The sequence below is a fragment of the Pseudomonas sp. NY15364 genome (genome assembly GCF_048068235.1).
GTDB lineage: Bacteria > Pseudomonadota > Gammaproteobacteria > Pseudomonadales > Pseudomonadaceae > Aquipseudomonas > Aquipseudomonas mendocina_D.
This window is the reverse complement of record NZ_JBLUPX010000002.1, coordinates 33,142-53,150: the sequence shown is the minus strand read 5'-3', so window position 1 is coordinate 53,150 and position 20,009 is coordinate 33,142. Positions and strand designations below refer to the sequence as shown.

General features: G+C 64.6%; 14 protein-coding genes and 1 riboswitch. Of the genes, 2 read left to right on the top strand and 12 right to left on the bottom strand.

Annotation, left to right across the window (positions count from 1 at the left end; all coding sequences use genetic code 11):
* Window positions 1-24: 24 nt before the first annotated feature.
* From ACNFCJ_RS02605 to cobW, 12 genes are all read right to left on the bottom strand, one after another.
* The gene (locus ACNFCJ_RS02605) at window positions 25-1,983 is read right to left on the bottom strand and encodes a TRAP transporter fused permease subunit (RefSeq protein ID WP_181563330.1); all 1,959 of its coding nucleotides are present in this window, start codon (window positions 1,981-1,983) and stop codon (window positions 25-27) included.
* 365 nt (window positions 1,984-2,348) lie between these two features.
* Window positions 2,349-3,575: a benzoate/H(+) symporter BenE family transporter gene (locus ACNFCJ_RS02600; protein ID WP_416769649.1), complete on the bottom strand. Its 1,227-nt coding sequence runs from the start codon at window positions 3,573-3,575 to the stop codon at window positions 2,349-2,351.
* Between the two features lie 102 nt (window positions 3,576-3,677).
* The gene (locus ACNFCJ_RS02595) at window positions 3,678-4,481 is read right to left on the bottom strand and encodes an enoyl-CoA hydratase/isomerase family protein (protein ID WP_416769647.1); all 804 of its coding nucleotides are present in this window, start codon (window positions 4,479-4,481) and stop codon (window positions 3,678-3,680) included.
* Between the two features lie 24 nt (window positions 4,482-4,505).
* Window positions 4,506-6,035, bottom strand: coding sequence for an AMP-binding protein (locus ACNFCJ_RS02590; protein ID WP_125834171.1), 1,530 nt, complete (start codon window positions 6,033-6,035; stop codon window positions 4,506-4,508).
* Entirely contained in the window at window positions 6,028-6,552 is a 525-nt protein-coding gene (locus ACNFCJ_RS02585) for a (2Fe-2S)-binding protein (RefSeq protein WP_296235658.1), read from the bottom strand. The genes ACNFCJ_RS02590 and ACNFCJ_RS02585 overlap by 8 nt, the downstream gene beginning before the upstream one ends.
* Window positions 6,536-7,363, bottom strand: a complete 828-nt coding sequence (locus ACNFCJ_RS02580; protein WP_416769644.1) for an FAD binding domain-containing protein — start codon at window positions 7,361-7,363, stop codon at window positions 6,536-6,538. The genes ACNFCJ_RS02585 and ACNFCJ_RS02580 overlap by 17 nt, the downstream gene beginning before the upstream one ends.
* Complete coding sequence (locus ACNFCJ_RS02575; RefSeq protein WP_416769643.1) at window positions 7,360-10,335, bottom strand: xanthine dehydrogenase family protein molybdopterin-binding subunit; 2,976 nt, start codon at window positions 10,333-10,335, stop codon at window positions 7,360-7,362. Before ACNFCJ_RS02575 ends, ACNFCJ_RS02580 begins: the two co-directional genes overlap by 4 nt.
* 221 nt (window positions 10,336-10,556) lie before the next feature.
* The gene (gene cobF / locus ACNFCJ_RS02570) at window positions 10,557-11,324 is read right to left on the bottom strand and encodes a precorrin-6A synthase (deacetylating) (protein WP_416769641.1); all 768 of its coding nucleotides are present in this window, start codon (window positions 11,322-11,324) and stop codon (window positions 10,557-10,559) included.
* Window positions 11,321-12,031, bottom strand: a complete 711-nt coding sequence (locus ACNFCJ_RS02565) for a vWA domain-containing protein (protein WP_416769823.1) — start codon at window positions 12,029-12,031, stop codon at window positions 11,321-11,323. Before ACNFCJ_RS02565 ends, cobF begins: the two co-directional genes overlap by 4 nt.
* A complete protein-coding gene (locus ACNFCJ_RS02560) occupies window positions 12,013-13,014 on the bottom strand; it encodes an ATP-binding protein (RefSeq protein ID WP_416769640.1) in 1,002 nt (333 codons plus the stop codon). Before ACNFCJ_RS02560 ends, ACNFCJ_RS02565 begins: the two co-directional genes overlap by 19 nt.
* A gap of 283 nt (window positions 13,015-13,297) precedes the next feature.
* Window positions 13,298-17,044, bottom strand: coding sequence for a cobaltochelatase subunit CobN (gene cobN, locus ACNFCJ_RS02555; protein WP_416769639.1), 3,747 nt, complete (start codon window positions 17,042-17,044; stop codon window positions 13,298-13,300).
* 144 nt (window positions 17,045-17,188) lie between these two features.
* Window positions 17,189-18,238 carry a cobalamin biosynthesis protein CobW gene (cobW, locus tag ACNFCJ_RS02550; RefSeq protein ID WP_416769637.1) on the bottom strand — a complete coding sequence of 350 codons (1,050 nt, stop codon included), beginning with the start codon at window positions 18,236-18,238 and terminating at the stop codon, window positions 17,189-17,191.
* 94 nt (window positions 18,239-18,332) lie between these two features.
* Window positions 18,333-18,528: riboswitch (cobalamin riboswitch) on the bottom strand.
* Between the two features lie 86 nt (window positions 18,529-18,614).
* Here cobW and ACNFCJ_RS02545 point away from each other — a divergent pair.
* Both ACNFCJ_RS02545 and cobM read left to right on the top strand, forming a co-directional pair.
* A complete protein-coding gene (locus ACNFCJ_RS02545; protein ID WP_416769636.1) occupies window positions 18,615-19,052 on the top strand; it encodes a cobalamin biosynthesis protein in 438 nt (145 codons plus the stop codon).
* Window positions 19,049-19,804 carry a precorrin-4 C(11)-methyltransferase gene (gene cobM, locus ACNFCJ_RS02540; RefSeq protein ID WP_416769634.1) on the top strand — a complete coding sequence of 252 codons (756 nt, stop codon included), beginning with the start codon at window positions 19,049-19,051 and terminating at the stop codon, window positions 19,802-19,804. Before ACNFCJ_RS02545 ends, cobM begins: the two co-directional genes overlap by 4 nt.
* The last annotated feature ends 205 nt before the right edge of the window (window positions 19,805-20,009 follow it).

Sequence of the window (20,009 nt, the reverse complement as noted above, 5' to 3'; positions counted from 1 at the left end):
CGATTGATTTCGCAGTGCGGGCCATCAGGCGCCCGACCGGCTCAGCACACATTCGGTTTGCTGGGCCTTGGCCCGACGGCTCTGCCATGCCCAGATGCCGCAGAGCAGCACCAGTCCCGCCAGGGAGGCCTTGATCACCGGGGTGATCAACAGCGCCGCGGCGACGAACAGCAAGATGGTTTCCAGCAGCGTGTTGCGTGCGCGCAGGTAGCCCACCACGCAGCCGGCCAGGGCGTAACAACCGATCACTGCGGTGACCACCGCCGGAACGATTGCCTGCCAGTCGCCTTGCAGCAGCAGCGCGGGGCTGAAGACGAAAGCGAAGGCGACGAGGAAGCCGGCCAGGCTGTAGCGGAACGCCACCCAGCCGGTCTTCCACACGTTAGCCTTGGCGATCCCGCCAGCGACGAAGGCAGCCAGAGCTACCGGCGGCGTGACCATCGACAGCGCGGCGAAATAGAGCACGAAGAAATGTGCCGAGATGGCCGGCACGCCCAGCTTGTCCAACGCCGGAATAGCCAGGATGGCCCCCATGATGTAGGCGGCGGTGGTGGGCATGCCCATGCCCATCACGATGACCATGAACATCACCAGCAGCAGCGCGGGGATCAGCATGCCGCCGGACAGTGCGGTGACGAAGGTGCCGAAGGTCAGGCCAAGGTTGGTGATCGAGGCGATACCGACCACGATGCCGGCGCCGGCACAGGGAATGGCTACGGCAATGGCGCCGCGCGCACCGGAATCCAGTGCCTGCAACGAGTCACTGAACACCGAACCGGTAGCCTTCAGCACGCCGCGACCGCCCTCCGCACGCAAGCCCTCCCAGACGCGAGTGCAGAGGCCGAAAACCAGGGTGATCCAGATCGCCTGCAGGGTCGCCGAACTCAGCGCGCGGCCGGCCATGATCTGGTAGACCAGCACGAATACCGGAATCAGCAGATACAGGCGCTTGAGCACGCTGGCCCAGCCGGTGCTGATCTCCGCGCGCTTCAGTCCGGCCAGGCCTTTGCGGCGCGCCAGTAGGTCGACCACGAAATACAGCGCGACATAGAACAGCAGCGCTGGAATCAATGCGGCAATCGCCACCTCGGCATAAGGAATGCCCATGAACTGGGCGATGAGGAAGGCCGCAGCGCCCATCACCGGCGGCATGATCTGCCCACCGGTCGAGGAGGTCGCTTCCACCGCTGCGGCTTCTTCGGCACTCATGCCGGACTTTTTCATCGCCGGGATGGTGAACATGCCCATCACCGCGGCGTTGGCTGTGGCGCTGCCGCTCACCGAGCCGAACAGCGTAGAGGAGACGATCGAGACCTTGGCCATCCCGCCACGAAAACGGCCCACCAACAGCACCGAGAGATCCATGAACAGCTGACCGCCGCCGAACAGCTGGAGGAAGGCGCCGAACAGCAGGAAGTAGAAGACTTGATTGTAGGAGACGATACTGGGGATGCCGAACACGCCCTCGTTCTGCATCGTCTGCATGTCGAGGAAGGTCTCGAAGAACAGCCGGCTCGGCTCGCCGTCGTGCCCGATCAGGCCCAGCATCGGAATGTCGCGCAGCTGCGGGCCGCTGAACTGGTACACCAGGAAGGCCAGGATCACCACCGTCAGCCCCATGCCCAGGGCGCGGCGCACGGCCTCGATCACCAGCACGATGGTGGCGATGCCCACCACCATGTCTAACGTGGTCAGCGGGTCGACCATAGCGATGCGCATGTTCAGCATTTCGCCGCTCCGCAGATAGTGCAGGGCGATGGCCACGGCCACCGCGGCGAGCAGGTAGTCCGACAGGCGCGCGGCGGTGAAACGGTCGACGTCGCCTTTGCGCAGCGGATGGGTGATGAACGTCAGTACGACGCCGAACATGATGTGGATCGGTACTGCGACCATCAGATCCAGCGGGGTACCGTAGACCATGTAAATCTGGAAAGCCGCCCAGCAAAGCGCAACGACCGAGGCGGGGTTGGCGAGGTTTTTCATAATTATCTGCCGTAACGTGTGAGGACCAGGGCCAGAACCGAAACTGCCGCTCCACACGCTGTTCGTGTAGAGCTGGGCAATCAGGCGTCTTTGCTGGTGCGTCCGAACGTCAGGTGCAGAGACCTCGCCGCTATGGCTGAGGCCAGGCTGGAGATGGGCCCACAAGGCAGTTGATTGTTCATTGCTGTTCACCGTTTTTGTTTTTGTCGGTTGTATACGGTGCCGGTTCTACCGGCCCCGTCTAGTTCAGCAGCTTCATCTTATGGGCCGGGTAAAACCTCTGGCCATTAACGAATTTTGATACACGCCATCACGCGCAGCTCTAGCCTCTCTGGACCGCTCGCGAAGAAGAGCCGGGGTGCCGCTCAACGCTTCATCTCGCCGAGCAGCCACGACACCGCTACCCCCGACAGCAGCGCCCAGAACGGGGAACTGATGCCCAGCAGCGTGAATTGGCTCATAGCCACCGCCAGCGCCACGAAAGCCCCGATCTGGCAGGCTCCGCCCTTCTGGAAAGCCTGTTGCAGCGAGCCGAGCAGCACGCCGATCATCGCCAGGCCGGCAACCACAACGATCAGCGCCTTGGGAAAGGCGAGGATGAACGGGACCGCCAGGCCGGCGAACAACCCGAACAGAATAAACAGCACACCGTTGACCAACGCAGCACCGTAGCGCAGCCGAGGGTTATCGCCGGCCTGCTCGGACGAGCAGATGGCCGTCATCGGCCCGGCGATGTTGGCGTTATGCCCGCCCAGCACACTGGCCAGTACACCGCCGATGCCACTGACCACGGTCATCGTGTTGACTGGTGGGCTGTACCCCTCGGCCAACAGCACACCAGTGGCCTGGGCATTCTCCGCACCAATCACCAACGCAGTGAGCGGAATGGTGATGGCCAGAAAGGCATCGATGGAAAAGGTCGGCATGGTGAGTTCAGGCATCACCCAGGCAATGCTCACATCGGCTGGCTGCAACTGGCCAAAGGCGAAGGCCAGAACCAAGCCGACCAGCCCGGCGACCAACACCGGCGGAATGGATCGGAAGAACCGAGTCGTCAGGAAAAAGCTCAGCGCAGCGACGCCAGCGATTAGCGGGGCCGTGACGACAGCATCGACCGAACCAGTGGCGAAGCGGATCAGCGCCCCGGCGATCATCGCCATCACGATCGGCATCGGCAGCCAGCGCATCAAGCGCCCGATCAGCCCACTGGCGCCAAGCAGTAGCACCAGGACACCGCTCATGATGAAGGCACCGACCGCATCGCTGAACGGAATGACGGTTAGTGAGGCCGCCAGGATCGCCGCGCCCGGAATGCTGTAGGCGCCGCAGATCGGCTGGCGGTACCGCAATGCCAGAAACAGACTGATTAGCCCGCCCAATACATATATGCCGAACAGCCAGGCAACTGTCTGCGCATTGCTCAGGCGGCCCGCCTCGGCCGCGTTGATCACCACCAGAGCCGGACCGGTACAACCGAACAGGGCGGCGACCACCCCCGCACTGATGGACTTGGAGTTGAAAGCCCGGCTTAGAGTGGGCGCATTGTCGGCAACCGAGTCTTCGGTTGCGGGATGAAGCGGTTTCTGGATCATGGCAACGCCTTCGCTTGTTGTTGTGTGAGCGTTCGGTCGTTCTCCGGATGCCGCCCAGCAAGGACGGCACACGTGCTGGAGGCGGCTCGGCGGCCGCGCAGCTTATTCCCCGCGGAAGACGGCGGGCCGCTTGCCGTGAAATGCCTCGACACCTTCCTTGAAATCGGCCGAGCTGCGCAGGCGGCTGTAGCAGTGGCCCTCCATCTCGATGGCCACCTTCAGCGGTGCGTCCTCGTTGTCGTTGATCAGCTTCTTCGCGGTGCGCTGGGCCAGCGGTGAGAAGCGGCGCAGCTCGTCGACCAGCGCGTCGACCGTGCTTTCCAGCTCGGTGTCCGGTACGCATTCGGTGACGAAGCCCCAGTCATAGGCCTGCTGACCGCTGACACGTTTGGCACGCATGACCATGTGCTTGGTGCGGGTGATGCCGATCATCTTCTGCAGACGCGCCGAACCGCCGGAGCCCGGGATCTGCCCGAGATTCTGTTCCGGTAGCGCGTAGCGCGCGGTTTCCGAAGCGATGCGGAAGTCGCAGGCCAGCGACAACTCGAAGCCCACGCCAAAGGTGTAGCCACGGTTGGCAACGATCACCGGCTTGCTGCAGCGTTCTGGCGCGGCGACGTTCCAGGCCAGCTTGGAAACATGCTCCGGCGATGCTTCCAGGAAGCCCTTGATGTCGCCGCCACTGGAGAAATGCTCGCCCTGGGCGCGCAACACGATCACGCGAACGCCAGGATGCGCATCCAGCGCCTCGAATACCTGGCGCAGCGTTTCGCGCTGGCTCATGGCAATGACGTTGTACGGTGGGCGGCCGAGGATGATGTCGGCACGTTCACGAGCGGTGTCGACCTCAACGTTGAAGCCGTCGAATGGGTTGTTCAGGAACTGCTCAATCTCGGTGGTATTCATGGTCTTTCCTCTCGTCTAATGGGGTCAGCTGTCAGCCTTGAGCTCGCCGTACTGGGCGAGCAGTACGCGGCGCAGGATCTTGCCGACCGGGGATTTTGGAATCTGCTCGATGAATTCGTAGCGACGCGGGCGCTTGAAACGGGCCAGGCCGGAAGTGACGCAGTGGGTGTCTAGTTCTGCTTCGCTGACCGGGTGGCGCAACTTGATGAAAGCGGCGATCAGCTTGCCCCATTGCTCGTCGGGCAACCCGACCACCGCGACTTCCTCTACTGCTGGGTGCAGCGACAAGACGTTCTCGATTTCCGCCGGGCTGACGTTCTCGCCACCGGTGATGATCAGGTCATCAACACGACCGGTGACGAACAGGTCGCCTTCCTCATCGAAGAATCCGGTGTCACCGGTGAAGTACCAGCCGTCACGCAGCGACTTGTCATCCGCGTCGGGACGCTTCCAGTACCCTTCAAAGGCCTCGTCGCTGGCCAGGTCGGCGATGATCTGGCCCTCCTCGTTGGGCCTGGCGACCTCGTCTGGTGAGCGAGCGTCCAGACCGACCACGCGAATCCGCTGATTCAATGCGCAGCGGCCGGACGAACCTGGCTTGCGCGCCGCATTCTGGTCGATGGTGAATGTGTAAATCTCCGAGCTGCCGTAGTGATTGACGAACAGCTCCGGCTGAAACGCTGCCTCGACCCGACGCATCAGACCGTCGCTCATCGGCGCTCCCGCAAAGCCGATCTTGCGCACGCTGGCGACCCGTTGAGGGCTGAACTCCGGGTGCTCGATGAGCATGTGGTACAGCGTCGGTACCAGATAGAGGTTGCTGATTTTCTCGCGCTCGATGGCATCGAGCGTGGCCTGAACGTCGAACTTCGGTACGCAGACGAAGTGGCCATCGATCAGCGTCATGGACAACAGCGAGCGCACACCCATGGTGTGGTACAGCGGCATCACCCCCAGCGTGCACTCCTCGTGGCCGTAGAGGTTCTGCGCCACATGCGCCACGGCTGCCGCACGTTCGACACGGTGCCGACGCGGTACGCCCTTGGGCCGGCTGGTGGTGCCTGAGGTATAGAGCATCAGCGACCAGTCTTCCGGGCTGGCGCGCAGAATGGTCTGCGCCGGCGCCTCGGCGCATAGCTGTTCGAAACTCAGGGCGCTCTCGTCTGCCAGTTCGCCAACGCTGACGCAGGGAATTCGCAGCTGGCCAGCGCCACGTACAGCCTCGACCGAGGAATCGTCGTGGATCAGTGCCCGGGCATCGGCATCCTCCAGACACCAGCTCAGATCATCCGCCGTGCAACGCCAGTTCAGCGGCGTCATGACGATGCCACTGAACTGGCAGGCCCAGTGCAACGTCGCCATCTGCCAGTTGTTCTGCATCACTGCCACCAGACGATCGCCCTTGGCGAGCCCGAGACGCTGCAGCCCGTGGGCGGCACGCTGAATGTCGGCAAACCATTGTTCGTAGGTTTTTCTCAACGCGCCGTCGCTGATCGCAATCGCACCCGGGCGGCGCTCGACTGCGGCAAGAAAGCTGCGTCCTAAATCAAACATGGGTGTTCTCCAAGGCTTCTTGTTGTTGTAAGGCCTGGCGCTGCAGCGCCACCTCCAGCACGGCCTGAACCATTCCCGTGTAACCGGTACAGCGGCACAGGTGGCCGGACAGCATGTCGCGTACTTGAGCCTCATCGGGCTGGGGCACGCGTTCGAGGAACTCCACGCAGGACATCAAGATGCCGCTGGTGCAGAAACCACACTGCAGCGCGTGGTGGCGGCTGAATGCCTGCTGCAGATCGCTCATCACCTCATCGCGCGCCAGCGACTCGACAGTGTCGATGCTCCGTTCGTGCGCCTGCACCGCAAGCATCAGGCAGGAGCGCGAGGCAACGCCGTCGACCAGCACCGTGCATGCACCGCAAACACCGTGTTCGCAGCCGACATGCACGCCGGTGGCGCCGAGCTCGTGGCGGAGGAAATCGCACAACTGCATGCGCGGCTCGGCATGCCCCTGGCGCATACGCCCGTTGAGTTGCAGGCGAACGGGAAAACGTTGATCAACTGGCGCGCGCATGGTCCTGTTCCTCGATGAGTTGGCGGCCGAGCTCGCGTACCAGATGACGTCGATACGCCGCGCTGGCATGTACGTCGTCCTGTGCGCCGAGCGACCAGGCGAAGGCGTTGAGTGCCTCCGGCAATTGCGCACCGCGCGGCAGGTGGCGCAGCACCGGGCGGTCGGAAACACCCCCGACGCCAAGCTCGACGCTGTCTTCGCGGATGCACGCGGCCAGGGCCACCAGGGCGAAGTCGCCATGACGCATGGCCACTTCACGGAAGCGATAGCGCACTTGCGGATCGGCCAGCGGGAAGCGCACCTCGCTGACCAACTCGTCCGCACGCCGCGCGGTGGTCAGCACGCCCTGGAAGAATTCTGCCGCCGGTATTTCGCGGCGCTTACCCTTGAGCGATTCGAGCACCACAAGGCCGCCGAGGGTGACCAGGCACAGCGGGATCTCGGCGCTGGGGTCGGCATGCGCCACGGAGCCGCACACGGTGCCACGGTTACGGGTCTGGAAATGGCCGATCCAGGGCAGAGCGCGGGCCAGCAGTGGCACCTCGTCGGCCAGGCTGGCGCGATCCATCAGCTCGACCTGGCGCACCGCAGCACCGACGCACAGGTGGCTGCGCTCGACGTTGAGGTGGTGCAGGTCAGCGGCGTGGTTGATGTCGACCAGCACTTTGGGCTGCGCCAGGCGCATGTTGAGTACCGCCATCAACGACTGGCCGCCGGCGATGATTCGGGCCTGCTCACCATGCTCGGCAAGGATTTCCAGGGCTTCGCGCTTACTGGCAACGCGAACGTATTCGAATGCGGCCGGCTTCATTGCCCACCTCCTTTGCCGAACAGCTGGAGCAGGCGCTGCCATAGCCCAAGGCGCATCGGCGCTCCGCTGAGGCGTTGTGCCAGGCGAGTGAAGATTTGCCCGATGATGACTTTCGAGGCGCTCTGCAACATGCGCCCACCGACCGCGGCGACCTTGCCACTGACCGCCGCCTCGTATGCGTATTCGAGACGGGTATGGCCATTGTCCAGTTCGATGAAGCGTACCTTCGCACTGCCGGTGGCCGAGCCCATCGGGCTATTGCCGGAGCCGGACAGCTTCAGCGAATGCGGCGGATCGAGATCGGTCAGCCCGACTTTCGCGGCAAAGCGCGCGCGGATCATGCCGACGCCCACGGTAACGTCGGCGCGGTAGTGGTTCTCTCCTTCCACCTCCAAGGCGTGACAGCCGGGAATGATCGACTTCAAGGTGTCCGGGTCGAGCAGCGCGTCGTACACCTCTTGTGGCGAGGCGGGAATTTCCACCGAATCCTCGGCCTGCAGCGTCGAGCCGCCGGCCACTTTCGGCGTATCCAGCGTCATTCCCTCGGGTGCAGCCGGCTCGTCGATGTCGATCATGCTGCGCACCCGTGACGGCGTGAGCGGCAGGCGGATATCGGAACGGCCGAGCGCATCCGCCACCGCGTTGGCGATGCATACCGGGGTGCTCATGTTGTTGCCTTCACCGACACCCTTGGCACCCAGCGGGGTGAACGGCGATGGTGTCTCCATGTGCAGGATCACGGGCTCCACCGCTTCGGGAGCCGTGGGCACCAGATAATCGGCGAAGGTACCGGAGAGGAAGCTGCCGTCACTGGCGTAGGCGAATTCCTCCATCAGCGCGACGCCCAGAGCCTGGGTGAAGCCGCCACGGATCTGGCCATCGACCAGCATCGGATTGAGAATGCGCCCGGCATCGTGGCAGGTCACGTAGCGGTCTATGTGGACCTCACCGGTGATGCGATCGATCTCCACCGCGCAGATGTCGAAGATGAAGCCGTAGCACAACGAGCTGTTGATGCAGTCCTCATCACTCGGCGCAGTCAGCTGAGGCGGGCTCCAGAATGCCGTCTCGCGCAAGCCACCACGCTCACCCTCGGGCAGCAGGCCGGGAGACCAGTGGGTAGCGCCCGCAATACGATGGAATGCCTGGCTCGGCCCACCCTCGACGAATACCTTGCCACCGGCGAAACGCACATCCTCGGCTTGCACCTGCCACATCGATGCCGCGATGCCTGCCATCCGCTCGCGAATACGCATCGCGGCGTTGTAAACCGAACCGGCGACGGCACCAGCGAAGCGGCTCGAATAATTGCCAGAAGCGATCGACCAGGCATCCTTGCCAGTGTCCAGCTCCACGTTGACACTGATGCCCTCGAGCGCCACACCCAGTACTTCAGCGACGATCTGCGCGACAACGGTCTGGTGCCCCTGCCCCTGCGGCGTCGAAGACACGTGTACGGAGACATCACCGAGCGGACCAACACTGACCGTGGCCGTGCTCACCGCGCCGTTCTTCGGGCCCGCCTTGCGCCGCTCCTCGGGCGTCATCGCCGTGGTGATATAGCCCATATTGGAGATCGACGGCTCCACGGCCGCGGTATAACCGATGCCGTAGATGCGCCCCTCGGCGCGCGCCTGGTCACGACGGCGCAACAGCTCATCCAGCCCACCGTCGCGCACGGCAAGATCGACTGCTGCCGGATAGTCGCCGGAATCGAGCAATGCCCCGGCGGCAGCGCGATAGGGAAAGGCGTCAGCCGGCACCAGGTTGCGCCGGATAACATCGAGCGGGTCGAGCTCCAGTTCGACGGCAATCTGGTGCATCACACGCTCAAGCGAAAAATACACCTGGCCACCGCCGAAGCCGCGGTTCAGGCCACTCGGCACCTTATTGGTCAGCACCACGCGATTGCGTACCAGCAGATTGCGGATCGCATAGGCTCCCGTCAGGTTGCCGTGCATGCGATAGAACGTGGCCGGCTCCGGCGCGCGCAGGTAACCACCGCAGTCGTCGATCTGATCGTACTTGAGCGCCAGCACGCGACCGTCAGCCTCTACCGCTGCCTCGATCTCGCAGACCCGGTTGGTGGCGCTGGAGGAGGCCTGCAGATGCTCGAGGCGATCTTCGACCCACTTCACCGGAGCGCCTACCTTGCGCGCCGCCAGCCCCATGAGCACGACGTAGGGAAATACACCCTGCTTGATGCCAAAACTGCCGCCCGAGTCCGGCGGAGTACGCATACGCAGACGATTGCCGGGCACGTTCAACGCGCGCGCCATCACCGAGTGCAGGGCATAAGGCCCCTGGAAATTGGAGAGCACGTCGTAGGTGCCGGTCGCTGGCTGGTACTGCCCAAGAACGACATAACACTCGATTGGCGTGCAGGAGTTACGCGGAAAATGAACCTTGATCGAAACCCGCCGCGCGGCCTTGGCGAAGGCTTCCTCGGGCTCGCCGTAGCGGAAGTGCCGCTCGTTGACCACGTTGCTGCCGACCGCCTCGTGCAGCACCGGCGCGTCCTCGGCGGTGGCCGCTTCCGGATCGACGATCGCCGGCAGCGGCTCGTATTCCACCTGCACCGCGTCCAGCGCGTCCTCGGCCAGGTAGCGGTCTTCGGCGATCACCACGCAGACCGGCTCGCCGACGTAGCGAACCTTGTCCACGGCCAGACACCAATGCTCCATGGGCGCACGCACGCCAACCGGAAACGGGTTGGCCCAACGCTTGACGTCCTCGCCCGTCAGCACGCCGTGCACACCGGGCATGCTCAAGGCTGCCGAAGCATCGACCGAAAGCACTCGGGCGTGGGCATGAGGCGAACGAACGATAGCGGCGTGCAGCGTACCTGGCGGCGTCGCCATATCGTCGGCATAGCGACCCAGACCACGCAGCAGGGCAGCATCTTCGACGCGGGTCTGACTGCGTCCGATATGGCCGGTGACGGGTTCGGCGTCGCTCTGGTGCATGTTCATGGGCAAGCTCTTGTTCTTATGTGTGAAGCGATTACCCTCGATTCTCTGCAAGCGCCCCGCGAAGCGCCTTGCCCAGCGCTACTCGTTTATGCGTTTGAGTCGGAAAATTTGCCTTTGAGTCTGATTGAAAGCTCAACCGAGATGATTTCGGCCATGAACAAGAAACGTCGAAACAAGCATGCAGGGCGGACAGGATTCCTCTTGCCTACAGCCCCAACGCTTCATTGCCCCGCTGACCCTTCCTTGCGTAGCAGATAGCTATCCATGATCCAGCCATTGCGCTCGCGCGCCTCGGCGCGAGTGGTGACGATGCGCTCAGCCACCTCATCCAACAGCCCGGCGATCAGGATTTCATCGGCAGTGCCGACGTAGGCGCCCCAGTAGATATGCAGGCCCTGACCGACGAAGCGGCGGTAGGTGTCCTTGGCGTCGAGCATCACCGCCACGCTGTCTACGCCTTGCGGCCAGCCTTCGGCGAGCAGGCGGCCGGTGGTGATTTCCACGGCGCGGCCAATGCTGTTGAGCGGGATGCGGTGACGCGCAGTCAGCGCCTGCAGGCTAGTGATGCCGGGGATCACGTCATAAACGAAGTCGCTGCGCCGCGCCGCCATGGCCTCGATGATGCGGATGCTGCTGTCGTACAGCGACGGGTCGCCCCAGACCATAAAGGCCGCCGTCTCGCCATCAGCCATCTGCTCGTCAATCAGTTGCTCGAACACCGCCTGCTTGTCGCGGTTGAGCTCGTCGACGCTGGCGCGGTAGTCGGCCGCCTCGCGTTCGCGCTCCGGCTGCAGGCCTTCGGCGAAGCGCGGCGTGTGGCCGCCCAAAAAGCGCGCGCAGATTTCACGGCGTAGGGCGTTGAGCTTGTGCTTGGCCGCGCCCTTGTCCATCAGAAATATCACGTCGCTGCGGCGCAGCGCCTTGATCGCCTGGTAGGTGATGTAGTCCGGGTCGCCGGCGCCGATGCCGACCAGCAGCAGGGTTTTCATGGGGTTCTCCAGGTGCGCCCTGGCACGCCGGGCGCCAGGTCGTCGATATGGTGGTAGTCGGCCTGCAGCGCCTGCGCCAACTGGCGGGCGCGGCCCAGGCGGATGGGCGTGCGCTCGGTATCGAGCAGCAGGGTTGGGCATGGCAAGGGCGCCATTGGCGGCAGATCACGCAGGCGGCCATCGGTGAGAATCAGCAGGCGCTGGCGTTCGCTCGGCTTCGCTCGTTGCCGACGCAACAGCCAGTCACCCGCCTGATTCAGCGCATCGAGCAGCGGCGTACCGCCACCGGCGCCCAGTTCCTGCAACCAGCGGTGCAGCTCGGCACTGGCCTTGCGCCCCTGCCACAGCCATTGCGCTTCGCGGCCACCGGCTTGCAATACGGCCAGGCGCGCACGCTGGCGGTAGGCGCTGTCGAAGACTTCGGCGAGCACGCCTTTGGCTCGGCTCAAGGCACCGTGGCGACGGGTCGAGGCGGAGGCATCCACCAGCACCAGCCACAGCGCGTCGGCCTGCTGGCTGCGCGGGCGCAACACCAGCTCTTCGCGGCGTTGCGGTAGGCCCTGGCGCAGAGTCGCCGCCCAGTCGATACGACCGGCCACGCCGCTACGTACGGCGCCACGCAGTCCACCGCCGAGTCGTCCAGGCCGGTTACGGGCATCCGCGCCTGTGGCTGTGCGCGGGCGGATGCTCAGGGCTTTTTTGGCCAGCGCGGCGGTACGCGTCGCTCACCCATGGCCTGTGGCTGCGCCGGCAGCTCACCCCACTGACCTTCGCCCTGGCTCTGTTCCTGCGCCTGCTGCGGCGTCTGGCCCTGCTCGGACGGCGTGGCAGCCGGCTGTTGCTGCTGACGGCGACGGTGACGCAGTACGAAGTCTTCCACCGCCTCGATATCCACAGGCTCGATACCCGTCGCGCCACGCCAGGCCGCATGGGCACGGGCGGCGCGCAGCCAGACTAGGTCGGCACGCAGGCCATCGACGCCGGCGGCGAAGCAGCGCTGGCTGATCTCACCCAGCGCCGCATCATCCAGTGGGATATCGGCCAGGCACTGGCGGGCATTCTGGCAACGGGCCGCGAGGGCAGCCTGCTCGGTTTGCCAGCGCTGCAGGAAGGCAGCAGGGTCGGCATCGAACGCCAGGCGGCGACGGACAATCTCGGCACGTTCGGTCGGTAGCGGCTGACCCTCGAGGGCCAGGTTGAGGCCGAAGCGGTCGAGCAGTTGCGGGCGCAGCTCGCCCTCCTCGGCGTTCATAGTGCCGATCAGCACGAAGCGTGCGGCATGCCGATGGGAGATGCCATCACGCTCGACATGGTTGACGCCGCTGGCAGCGGCATCGAGCAGCAGATCGACCAGATGATCCGGCAGCAGATTGACCTCATCGACATACAGCACGCCGCCATCGGCACGGGCCAGCAGGCCGGGGGAAAACTGCGCCCGGCCCTCACCCAGCGCCGCGTCCAGATCCAGGGTACCGACGATGCGCTCCTCGCTCGCCCCCAGCGGCAGAGTGACGAAGCACCCGCCATCGAGCAGGTCGGCCAGACCACGCGCCAGTGTCGACTTGGCCATACCGCGCGGCCCCTCGATCAACACACCGCCGATGGCCGGATCGATGGCCGCCAGGCACAGCGCCAGCTTCAGCGAATCGGCGCCGACCACGGCGGCGAGGGGGAAGTGATGTTCGGTCATGGCTGTGATCCGTGGAGGTGAAGGGTCGCACCAGGCTGTTGTGGGAGGCGCTTTAGCCGCGAGCCTGTCGCCGCTAAAGCGCCTCCCACAGTGAGTGCATCGCAACCGGGTGGGTTAGCGGCGCAGAACGTTGATCGTGCAGCCACGTAGGAGCGTAGCGCGCCGCGTAACCCACCAGGCGATATATCGCGTGGCATCACTGGTGGGTTACGCCGCACCCGCTTCGGAGAGAAACCTATGCATTGCAACAGGCGGCTAACCCACCCTACGGGTGCGCGTCGTTTCATGATTCTTCGCTATCGAGCAGCAGATTTTCCAGCGCCTCTCGGTATTCGCCAGGATTCTCCCACAGGCCGCGCTGCTGGGCTTCCAGCAGGCGTTCGAGGATATCGTTGAGCGCGCCAGGGTTGTGTTGCTGAATAAAGTCGCGGGTGTCTTTGTCGAGCAGGTAGGCATCAGTGAGCAGCGCGTACTGGTGGTCGTCGACCAGCTCGCTGGTGGCGTCGAAGGCGAACAGGTAGTCGATGGTTGCGGCCAGCTCGAAGGCGCCCTTGTAGCCGTGGCGCTTCATGCCCTCGATCCATTTGGGGTTGGCGGCGCGGGCACGCACCACGCGATTGAGTTCTTCCTTGAGGCTGCGGATGCGCGGCGTATCCGGCTGGCTGTTGTCGCCGAAGTAGCTGGCCACCTTGAGCCCGCGCAGGGTTTCCACCGCCGCCAGCATGCCGCCCTGGAACTGGTAATAGTCGTTGGAATCAAGAATGTCGTGCTCGCGGTTGTCCTGGTTGTGCAGCACCGCCTGCATCTGCTCCAGGCGCTCGACGAAGCGCTGCCGCGCGGGTGCGCCCTCGGCGCCGCTGCCGTAGGCATAGCCGCCCCAGTTCAGATACACCTCGGCCAGATCCGCGCGGCTCTGCCACAGGCGCTCCTCGATGGCGTTCTGCACCCCGGCGCCATAGGCGCCCGGTTTGGCGCCGAACACCCGCCAGCCGGCCTGACGCCGCGCTTCGGCTTCATCCAGGCCGCTGTCCTTGAGCGCCAGCGACTCGCGCCAGACCCGCGCCGACAGCGGGTTCATGTCTTCCGGTTCGTCCAGTTCGATCACCGCCTGCACGGCCTCGTCGAACAGGCGGATCAGGTTGCTGAAAGCATCGCGGAAGAAGCCCGACACGCGCAGGGTGACGTCGACCCGTGGGCGACCGAGGTGTTCCAGCGGCAACACCTCGAAACGCTCGACGCGCTGACTGCCCGGCTGCCATACCGGTCGCACGCCCATCAGTGCCAGGGCCTGGGCGATATCGTCACCGCTGGTGCGCATGGTCGCCGTGCCCCACACCGACAAGCCGAGCTGGCGCAGGTGGTCGCCTTCGTCCTGCAGATGGCGCTCCAGCAGGCGATCCGCCGCCTGCACGCCGAGGCGCCAGGCAGTCGGCGTGGGCAGGTGGCGCACGTCGACGGTGAAAAAGTTGCGCCCTGTGGGCAGCACATCGAGGCGCCCGCGACTGGGTGCGCCGCTCGGCCCGGCGGGCACGAAACGCCCCTCCAACGCCGCCAGCAGGCCGCCCATTTCGGCGTCGCCGCAGGCATCGAGCAGCGGTGCGATATGCTCGGCCAAGCCGTCGAGGATCAACGCCACCTCGGCGCCAAAAGCGTCGATACGCTCGCCCGCCAGACGCTGCTCGATCAATCTCAATGCCAGCAGCTCCAGGCGCTCGCGGGTATCACCCACGGTGCGCCACAGGCTGTTATCCACAGCCTGAAGCGCCTGTGGACGCAGCCCATCCCAGGGTTGGCCCATGTCGCAGTCGAGCGGGTCGAGGCCCAGCGCCAGGCCATGGGCCAGCGCCCGCAGCAAGCTGGCATTGGCGCCCTGGCCATCACCACGGGGAATGCGCAGCAGCGCCAGCAGGGTATCGCGGCGCAGTTGCCCAGCCGGCGACTCGCCGAACACATGCAGGCCATCGCGGATCTGCGATTCCTTGAGGTCGCACAGGTAGGCGTCGAGCTGCGGCAACCAACTGTCGTCGTCATCATTGAGTTGCAGGCCCAGCTCGCGGTCGAGGCTGGCCTCGCGCACCTTGCTCAGAATCTCACCGCGCAGCTCCACGGCGCGGCGCAGGTCGAGCTGGCTGGCGTCATAGTATTCGTCAGCCAGACGCTCCAGATCGCGCAGCGGGCCGTAGCTTTCGGCACGAGTCAGTGGCGGCATCAGGTGGTCGATGATCACTGCCTGGGTGCGACGCTTGGCCTGCGCGCCCTCGCCCGGATCGTTGACGATAAACGGGTAGACGTTAGGCAGCGGGCCGATCAGCGCCTGCGGCCAGCAGCCCTCGGACAGGCCAACGCTCTTGCCCGGCAGCCATTCCAGATTGCCGTGCTTGCCGACGTGGATCAGCGCATCGGCGGCGAAGACCGTGCGTAGCCAGGCGTAGAAGGCGATATAGCCGTGCGGCGGCACCAGATCCGGGTCGTGGTACACCGCCGCCGGGTCGAGCTGATAACCGCGTGCCGGCTGGATGCCGACGAAGGTCAGGCCGAAACGCAGGCCGGCGACCATCATCCGCCCACTGCGGAACATCGGGTCGTCCTGCGGCTCGCCCCAGCGCTCGCGCACCGCCTGCTGATTGGCCGCCGGCAGGCTGTGGAAAAACGCCAGATAGTCATCCAGTGCCAGGCTCTGCGCACAGGGCCGTGTATCCAGCCCATCGAGATCGTTGGTGACGCCACCGAGCAGGCTGTGGACAAGTTCGGTACCGCTCTCCGGCAGGTTATCCACCGGATAGCCCTGCTGTTGCAGCGCCTGCAGGATATTCAGCGCGGCGGCCGGTGTATCCAGGCCGACGCCGTTGCCGATGCGGCCATCACGGGTCGGGTAGTTGGCCAGAATCAGGCCGATTCGCTTCTGATCGTTGCTTTTGATCGCCAACTGACACCAGTTACCCGCCAATTCGGCGACATAGGCCATACCCGGCTCGTGCGCCTGGTAGCACACCACATCGCTCTGGCTGCGCTCGCTGCGCCAGGCCAGGCCCTTGAAGCTGATGGCAGTGCCGATCAGCCGGCCATCCAGCTCGGGCAACACCACATGCATGGCCAGGTCACGCGAACCCAGACCTTGGGCGCTGGCCTGCCACTGCGCCTGGTTATCCAGCGAACAGATGGCCTGTACAACCGGGATGTCACGGCGGAACACCCGCGCCTGCGGCGCCTCGGGGTTGGACAGAGCAAAGCCGGTGGTATTGATGATCAGCGCGGCGCTGGTTTCGTCCAGCCAGGCCTGCACCTGATCCAGGCAGGCTGATTCCTTGAGGCTGGCCACCGCAATCGGCAGCGGGTTTAGGCCCCGGGCGATCAGGTGCGTGCAGAAGGTATCGACGAAGGCGGTGTTCGCCGACTGTACGTGGTTGCGGTAGAACAGCAGCGCCACCACGGGCGCATCCGGTTGCCACTGCGCCTGCCAGTCAGCCAGCGCCGCCGGGCTACGCTGCGGATGATAGAGGCCAACGCGCGGCAGCGGTTGCGGCTCCTGCCAGGCATCGTCGCGCCCCAGCCAGCGGCTACCGATGCAGTGGAACAACTGGCGGGCGTTGTCCAGCCCGCCCTGACGCAGGTACTGCCAGAGGCGCTGGCTGTCTTCCTCGGCGACGTTGCCGAGGGCATTCAGCTCCGGGTCGGGTTTGTCGTCGCCCGGCACCATGATCACCGTGGCACCACGCGCGCCCAGTTCCACCAGGCGCTCCACCCCATAGCGCCAGTAGCTCACCCCGCCATGCACGGAGATCAGGATGACCTTGGCATGCTGCAGCACCTGCTCGACGTAATAATCCACCGAGGCGTTGTTGCTCAGTTGCGCCGGGCTGGCCAGGCGCAGGCTGGGGTAGTCGTCCGGCAGTTGCCGGGCGGCTTCAGCCAGCAACGACAGATGCGAATCCCCCGTGCACAGCAGCACCAGCTCGGCAGGCGTCTGGCCAAGGTCGGCGATGCTGTCGGCCGGCAGTTGGGCGCCGGGTTGGGTGCGCAGTAAATGCATATTCGTTCTGTGGGAGGGGCTTTAGCCGCGATTGGTCTTAGCGCCGTAGGGTGTACTCGCGAAGCAGTACACCAATGTTATCCGGCGGACTGTTCGCTTCGCTCCTGAGTCCGCCCTACGATCGAGTACGCCCTACGCTCTTTATCAGGCCAGCGCGGCTTTCAGTTCGGCCTCGATGGCCGCGCGGTCGAGCTGCTGGCCGATCACCACCAGGCGGCTCAGGCGCGGCTCGTCGGCCTGCCAGGCGCGGTCGAAGTGGCGGTCGAAACGCTGACCGACGCCCTGCACCAGCAAGCGCATAGGTTTTCCAGGGATCGCTGCGAAGCCTTTCACGCGCAGGATGCCGTACTTGGCCACAGCGTCTTTCAGTGCGGCGAGCAGGCGCGGCTCCTCTGTTTCCGGTAGTTCCACGTGGAACGAGTCGAATTCCTCGTGATCGTGGTCGTCGTCTTCATCGTCGTGATGGGTGCGGCGATTTTCGATATGCAGCTCGGTTTCGCTGTTCAGGCCCAGCAGCACGTCCAGCGGCAGTTCGCCGCCGTGCGCCTCGATCACTTTGACCGCTGGTGGCAATTCCTCGGCCACTTCGGCGCGCACCGCGGCCAGCGCCTCGGCGTCGAGCAGGTCGGCCTTGTTGAGGATTACCAGGTCGGCGCTGGCCAGCTGGTCGGCGAACAGCTCGTGCAGCGGCGATTCGTGGTCGAGGTTGGGGTCGAGCTTGCGCTGTTCATCCACCTGATCGGGGAAGGCAGCGAAGGTGCCGGCGATCACTGCCGGGCTGTCGACCACGGTGATTACCGCATCGACCGTGCAGGCATTGCGGATTTCCGGCCAGTTGAAGGCCTGCACCAGCGGCTTGGGCAGCGCCAGGCCACTGGTCTCGATGAGGATATGCTCGAGATCGCCACGGCGCGCTACCAACTCGCGCATCACCGGGAAGAACTCCTCCTGCACGGTGCAGCACAGGCAGCCGTTGGCCAGCTCGAAAACGCGGCCGTTGGCTTCTTCCTCGCTGCAGCCGATGGAGCATTGCTTGAGGATTTCGCCATCGATGCCAAGCTCGCCGAACTCGTTGACGATCACCGCGATACGACGACCGCCAGCGTTGGCCAGCAGATGGCGCAGCAGCGTGGTTTTGCCGGCACCGAGAAAACCGGTGACGATGGTGACAGGCAGTTTGGCGAGGGTTTTCATGGAGGGCCCCGTGGCGTCATTAAGTTCGGCGGACGGGTACGCGCAGGCGAGCACGCAAGGGCGTGCTGGCCGCGTCGGATCACCCCGTCCGAGCAAGTGGCTAGTCAGTCGAGGCAGGTCTCCTGGCTCACGGCTTGCGCTACGCGCATCCCTTCACCTTCCCGCCGGTTGGCAGTGGTCTAACGAAGGGCATAACCGTTTACAGTTGCGGGGGCAGCCAGGGCATCGACCCTGTTCCCTCTTAGCTCCCCGGCGCCATGCCGGGAAGAACCTCGAAAGCGAGAAGGCTACGCAGGCCGCAGCGGCCGGTCAATCGCGGTTGACCGTTGGCAGGCGCCATGATGAGCTACGCCACCGCACAGCCCGAACATCACTCATGTTGCCGCCCCCCTCAGATCGCCTATCCGCCTCAACGACACTGGTCGTCGCCGGGTTGGGGTGCCGCCGTGGCTGCAGCCAGGACGAGCTGCTCGACCTGCTTATCCACAGCCTGGCTTTGCATGAGTTGACGGTGAACAACCTCGCCGCCCTGGCCAGCATCGCTCACAAGCGCGACGAAGCCGGCCTGCACGGCCTGGCCGAGCACCTAGCTCTGGAGCTGGTGTTCTTCGCACCCGAGCAACTGAGCATCTATCAAGCCATGACCACCGGCAGTGCATTGACTCAAGCAGCCACAGGCAGTCCCGCCGTAGCGGAGCCTTGTGCCTTGGCATTGGCAGCGCGCCTGGGCACATCGCCCTGCCTGCTCGTAGAGAAAACCCGCAGCGCCAGCGCTACCTGTGCACTGGCCACCTTCGATAGAGAACCTGCATGACCGTCTACTTTATCGGCGCCGGCCCCGGCGATCCTGAACTGATCACCGTCAAGGGCCAGCGACTTATCCACAGCTGCCCGGTGATTCTCTATGCCGGCTCGCTGGTGCCCGAAGCCGTGCTGCAGGGTCACAGCGCCGAGCAGGTAGTCAACACCGCCGAGCTGCACCTGGGCGAAATCATCACACTGCTGCAGGAGGCCCATAAGCGCGGCCTGGACGTGGCCCGCGTGCACTCGGGCGACCCGTCGCTATACGGCGCCATTGGCGAACAGATTCGCGAACTGCGCACGCTCGGCATTCCCTTCGAGATCATTCCCGGCGTTACCGCCACCGCTGCCTGTGCGGCGTTGCTGGGATCCGAGCTGACCCTACCCGGCATTGCTCAGACGGTGATCCTCACCCGCTACGGCACCACCTCGCCGATGCCCGAGGGCGAGCAACTGCACGACCTGGCGCGACACCGCGCAACCCTGGCCATCCACCTCGGTGTGCGCCATCTACCGGCCATCGTCGAAGAACTACTGCCGCACTATGGCGCCGACTGCCCCATCGCGGTTATCCACAGAGCGAGCTGGCCGGATCAGGACTGGGTGCTGGGCACACTGAGCGATATCGAAGAGAGGGTCGCCGCCAAGGACTTCCGCCGCACTGCGCTGATCCTGGTCGGCCGCGTGCTCGATCCAGGCGCCTTCGCGGAATCTGCGCTGTATGACGCAGCGCATCGGCACCTCTACCGCCCCGGCAGTGCCTGAACCCTGGCGATAAACCGTACAAAGCGCTGAAAGCCTTTCTGCGTGAGGCTTTCAGAGCCTTATCAACAGGATAGGAAGCGACTTATCCAATCACCCTGTGGATAGTGGGCAAGCTGGCGAGCACTTTCTGTACAACTGGCTGTAGAGCCCTATTTTCAAGGGCTTCAGCCAACTGTCACGAGGATATCCACAGATTGATCCACGC

Coding starts and splice junctions, on each gene's coding strand:
- ACNFCJ_RS02605 (WP_181563330.1), bottom strand. CDS start 1,983: ATGAAAAACCTCGCCAACCCCGCCTCGGTCGTTGCGCTTTGCTGGGCG.
- ACNFCJ_RS02600 (WP_416769649.1), bottom strand. CDS start 3,575: ATGATCCAGAAACCGCTTCATCCCGCAACCGAAGACTCGGTTGCCGAC.
- ACNFCJ_RS02595 (WP_416769647.1), bottom strand. CDS start 4,481: ATGAATACCACCGAGATTGAGCAGTTCCTGAACAACCCATTCGACGGC.
- ACNFCJ_RS02590 (WP_125834171.1), bottom strand. CDS start 6,035: ATGTTTGATTTAGGACGCAGCTTTCTTGCCGCAGTCGAGCGCCGCCCG.
- ACNFCJ_RS02585 (WP_296235658.1), bottom strand. CDS start 6,552: ATGCGCGCGCCAGTTGATCAACGTTTTCCCGTTCGCCTGCAACTCAAC.
- ACNFCJ_RS02580 (WP_416769644.1), bottom strand. CDS start 7,363: ATGAAGCCGGCCGCATTCGAATACGTTCGCGTTGCCAGTAAGCGCGAA.
- ACNFCJ_RS02575 (WP_416769643.1), bottom strand. CDS start 10,335: ATGAACATGCACCAGAGCGACGCCGAACCCGTCACCGGCCATATCGGA.
- cobF (WP_416769641.1), bottom strand. CDS start 11,324: ATGAAAACCCTGCTGCTGGTCGGCATCGGCGCCGGCGACCCGGACTAC.
- ACNFCJ_RS02560 (WP_416769640.1), bottom strand. CDS start 13,014: ATGACCGAACATCACTTCCCCCTCGCCGCCGTGGTCGGCGCCGATTCG.
- cobN (WP_416769639.1), bottom strand. CDS start 17,044: ATGCATTTACTGCGCACCCAACCCGGCGCCCAACTGCCGGCCGACAGC.
- cobW (WP_416769637.1), bottom strand. CDS start 18,238: ATGAAAACCCTCGCCAAACTGCCTGTCACCATCGTCACCGGTTTTCTC.
- ACNFCJ_RS02545 (WP_416769636.1), top strand. CDS start 18,615: ATGTTGCCGCCCCCCTCAGATCGCCTATCCGCCTCAACGACACTGGTC.
- cobM (WP_416769634.1), top strand. CDS start 19,049: ATGACCGTCTACTTTATCGGCGCCGGCCCCGGCGATCCTGAACTGATC.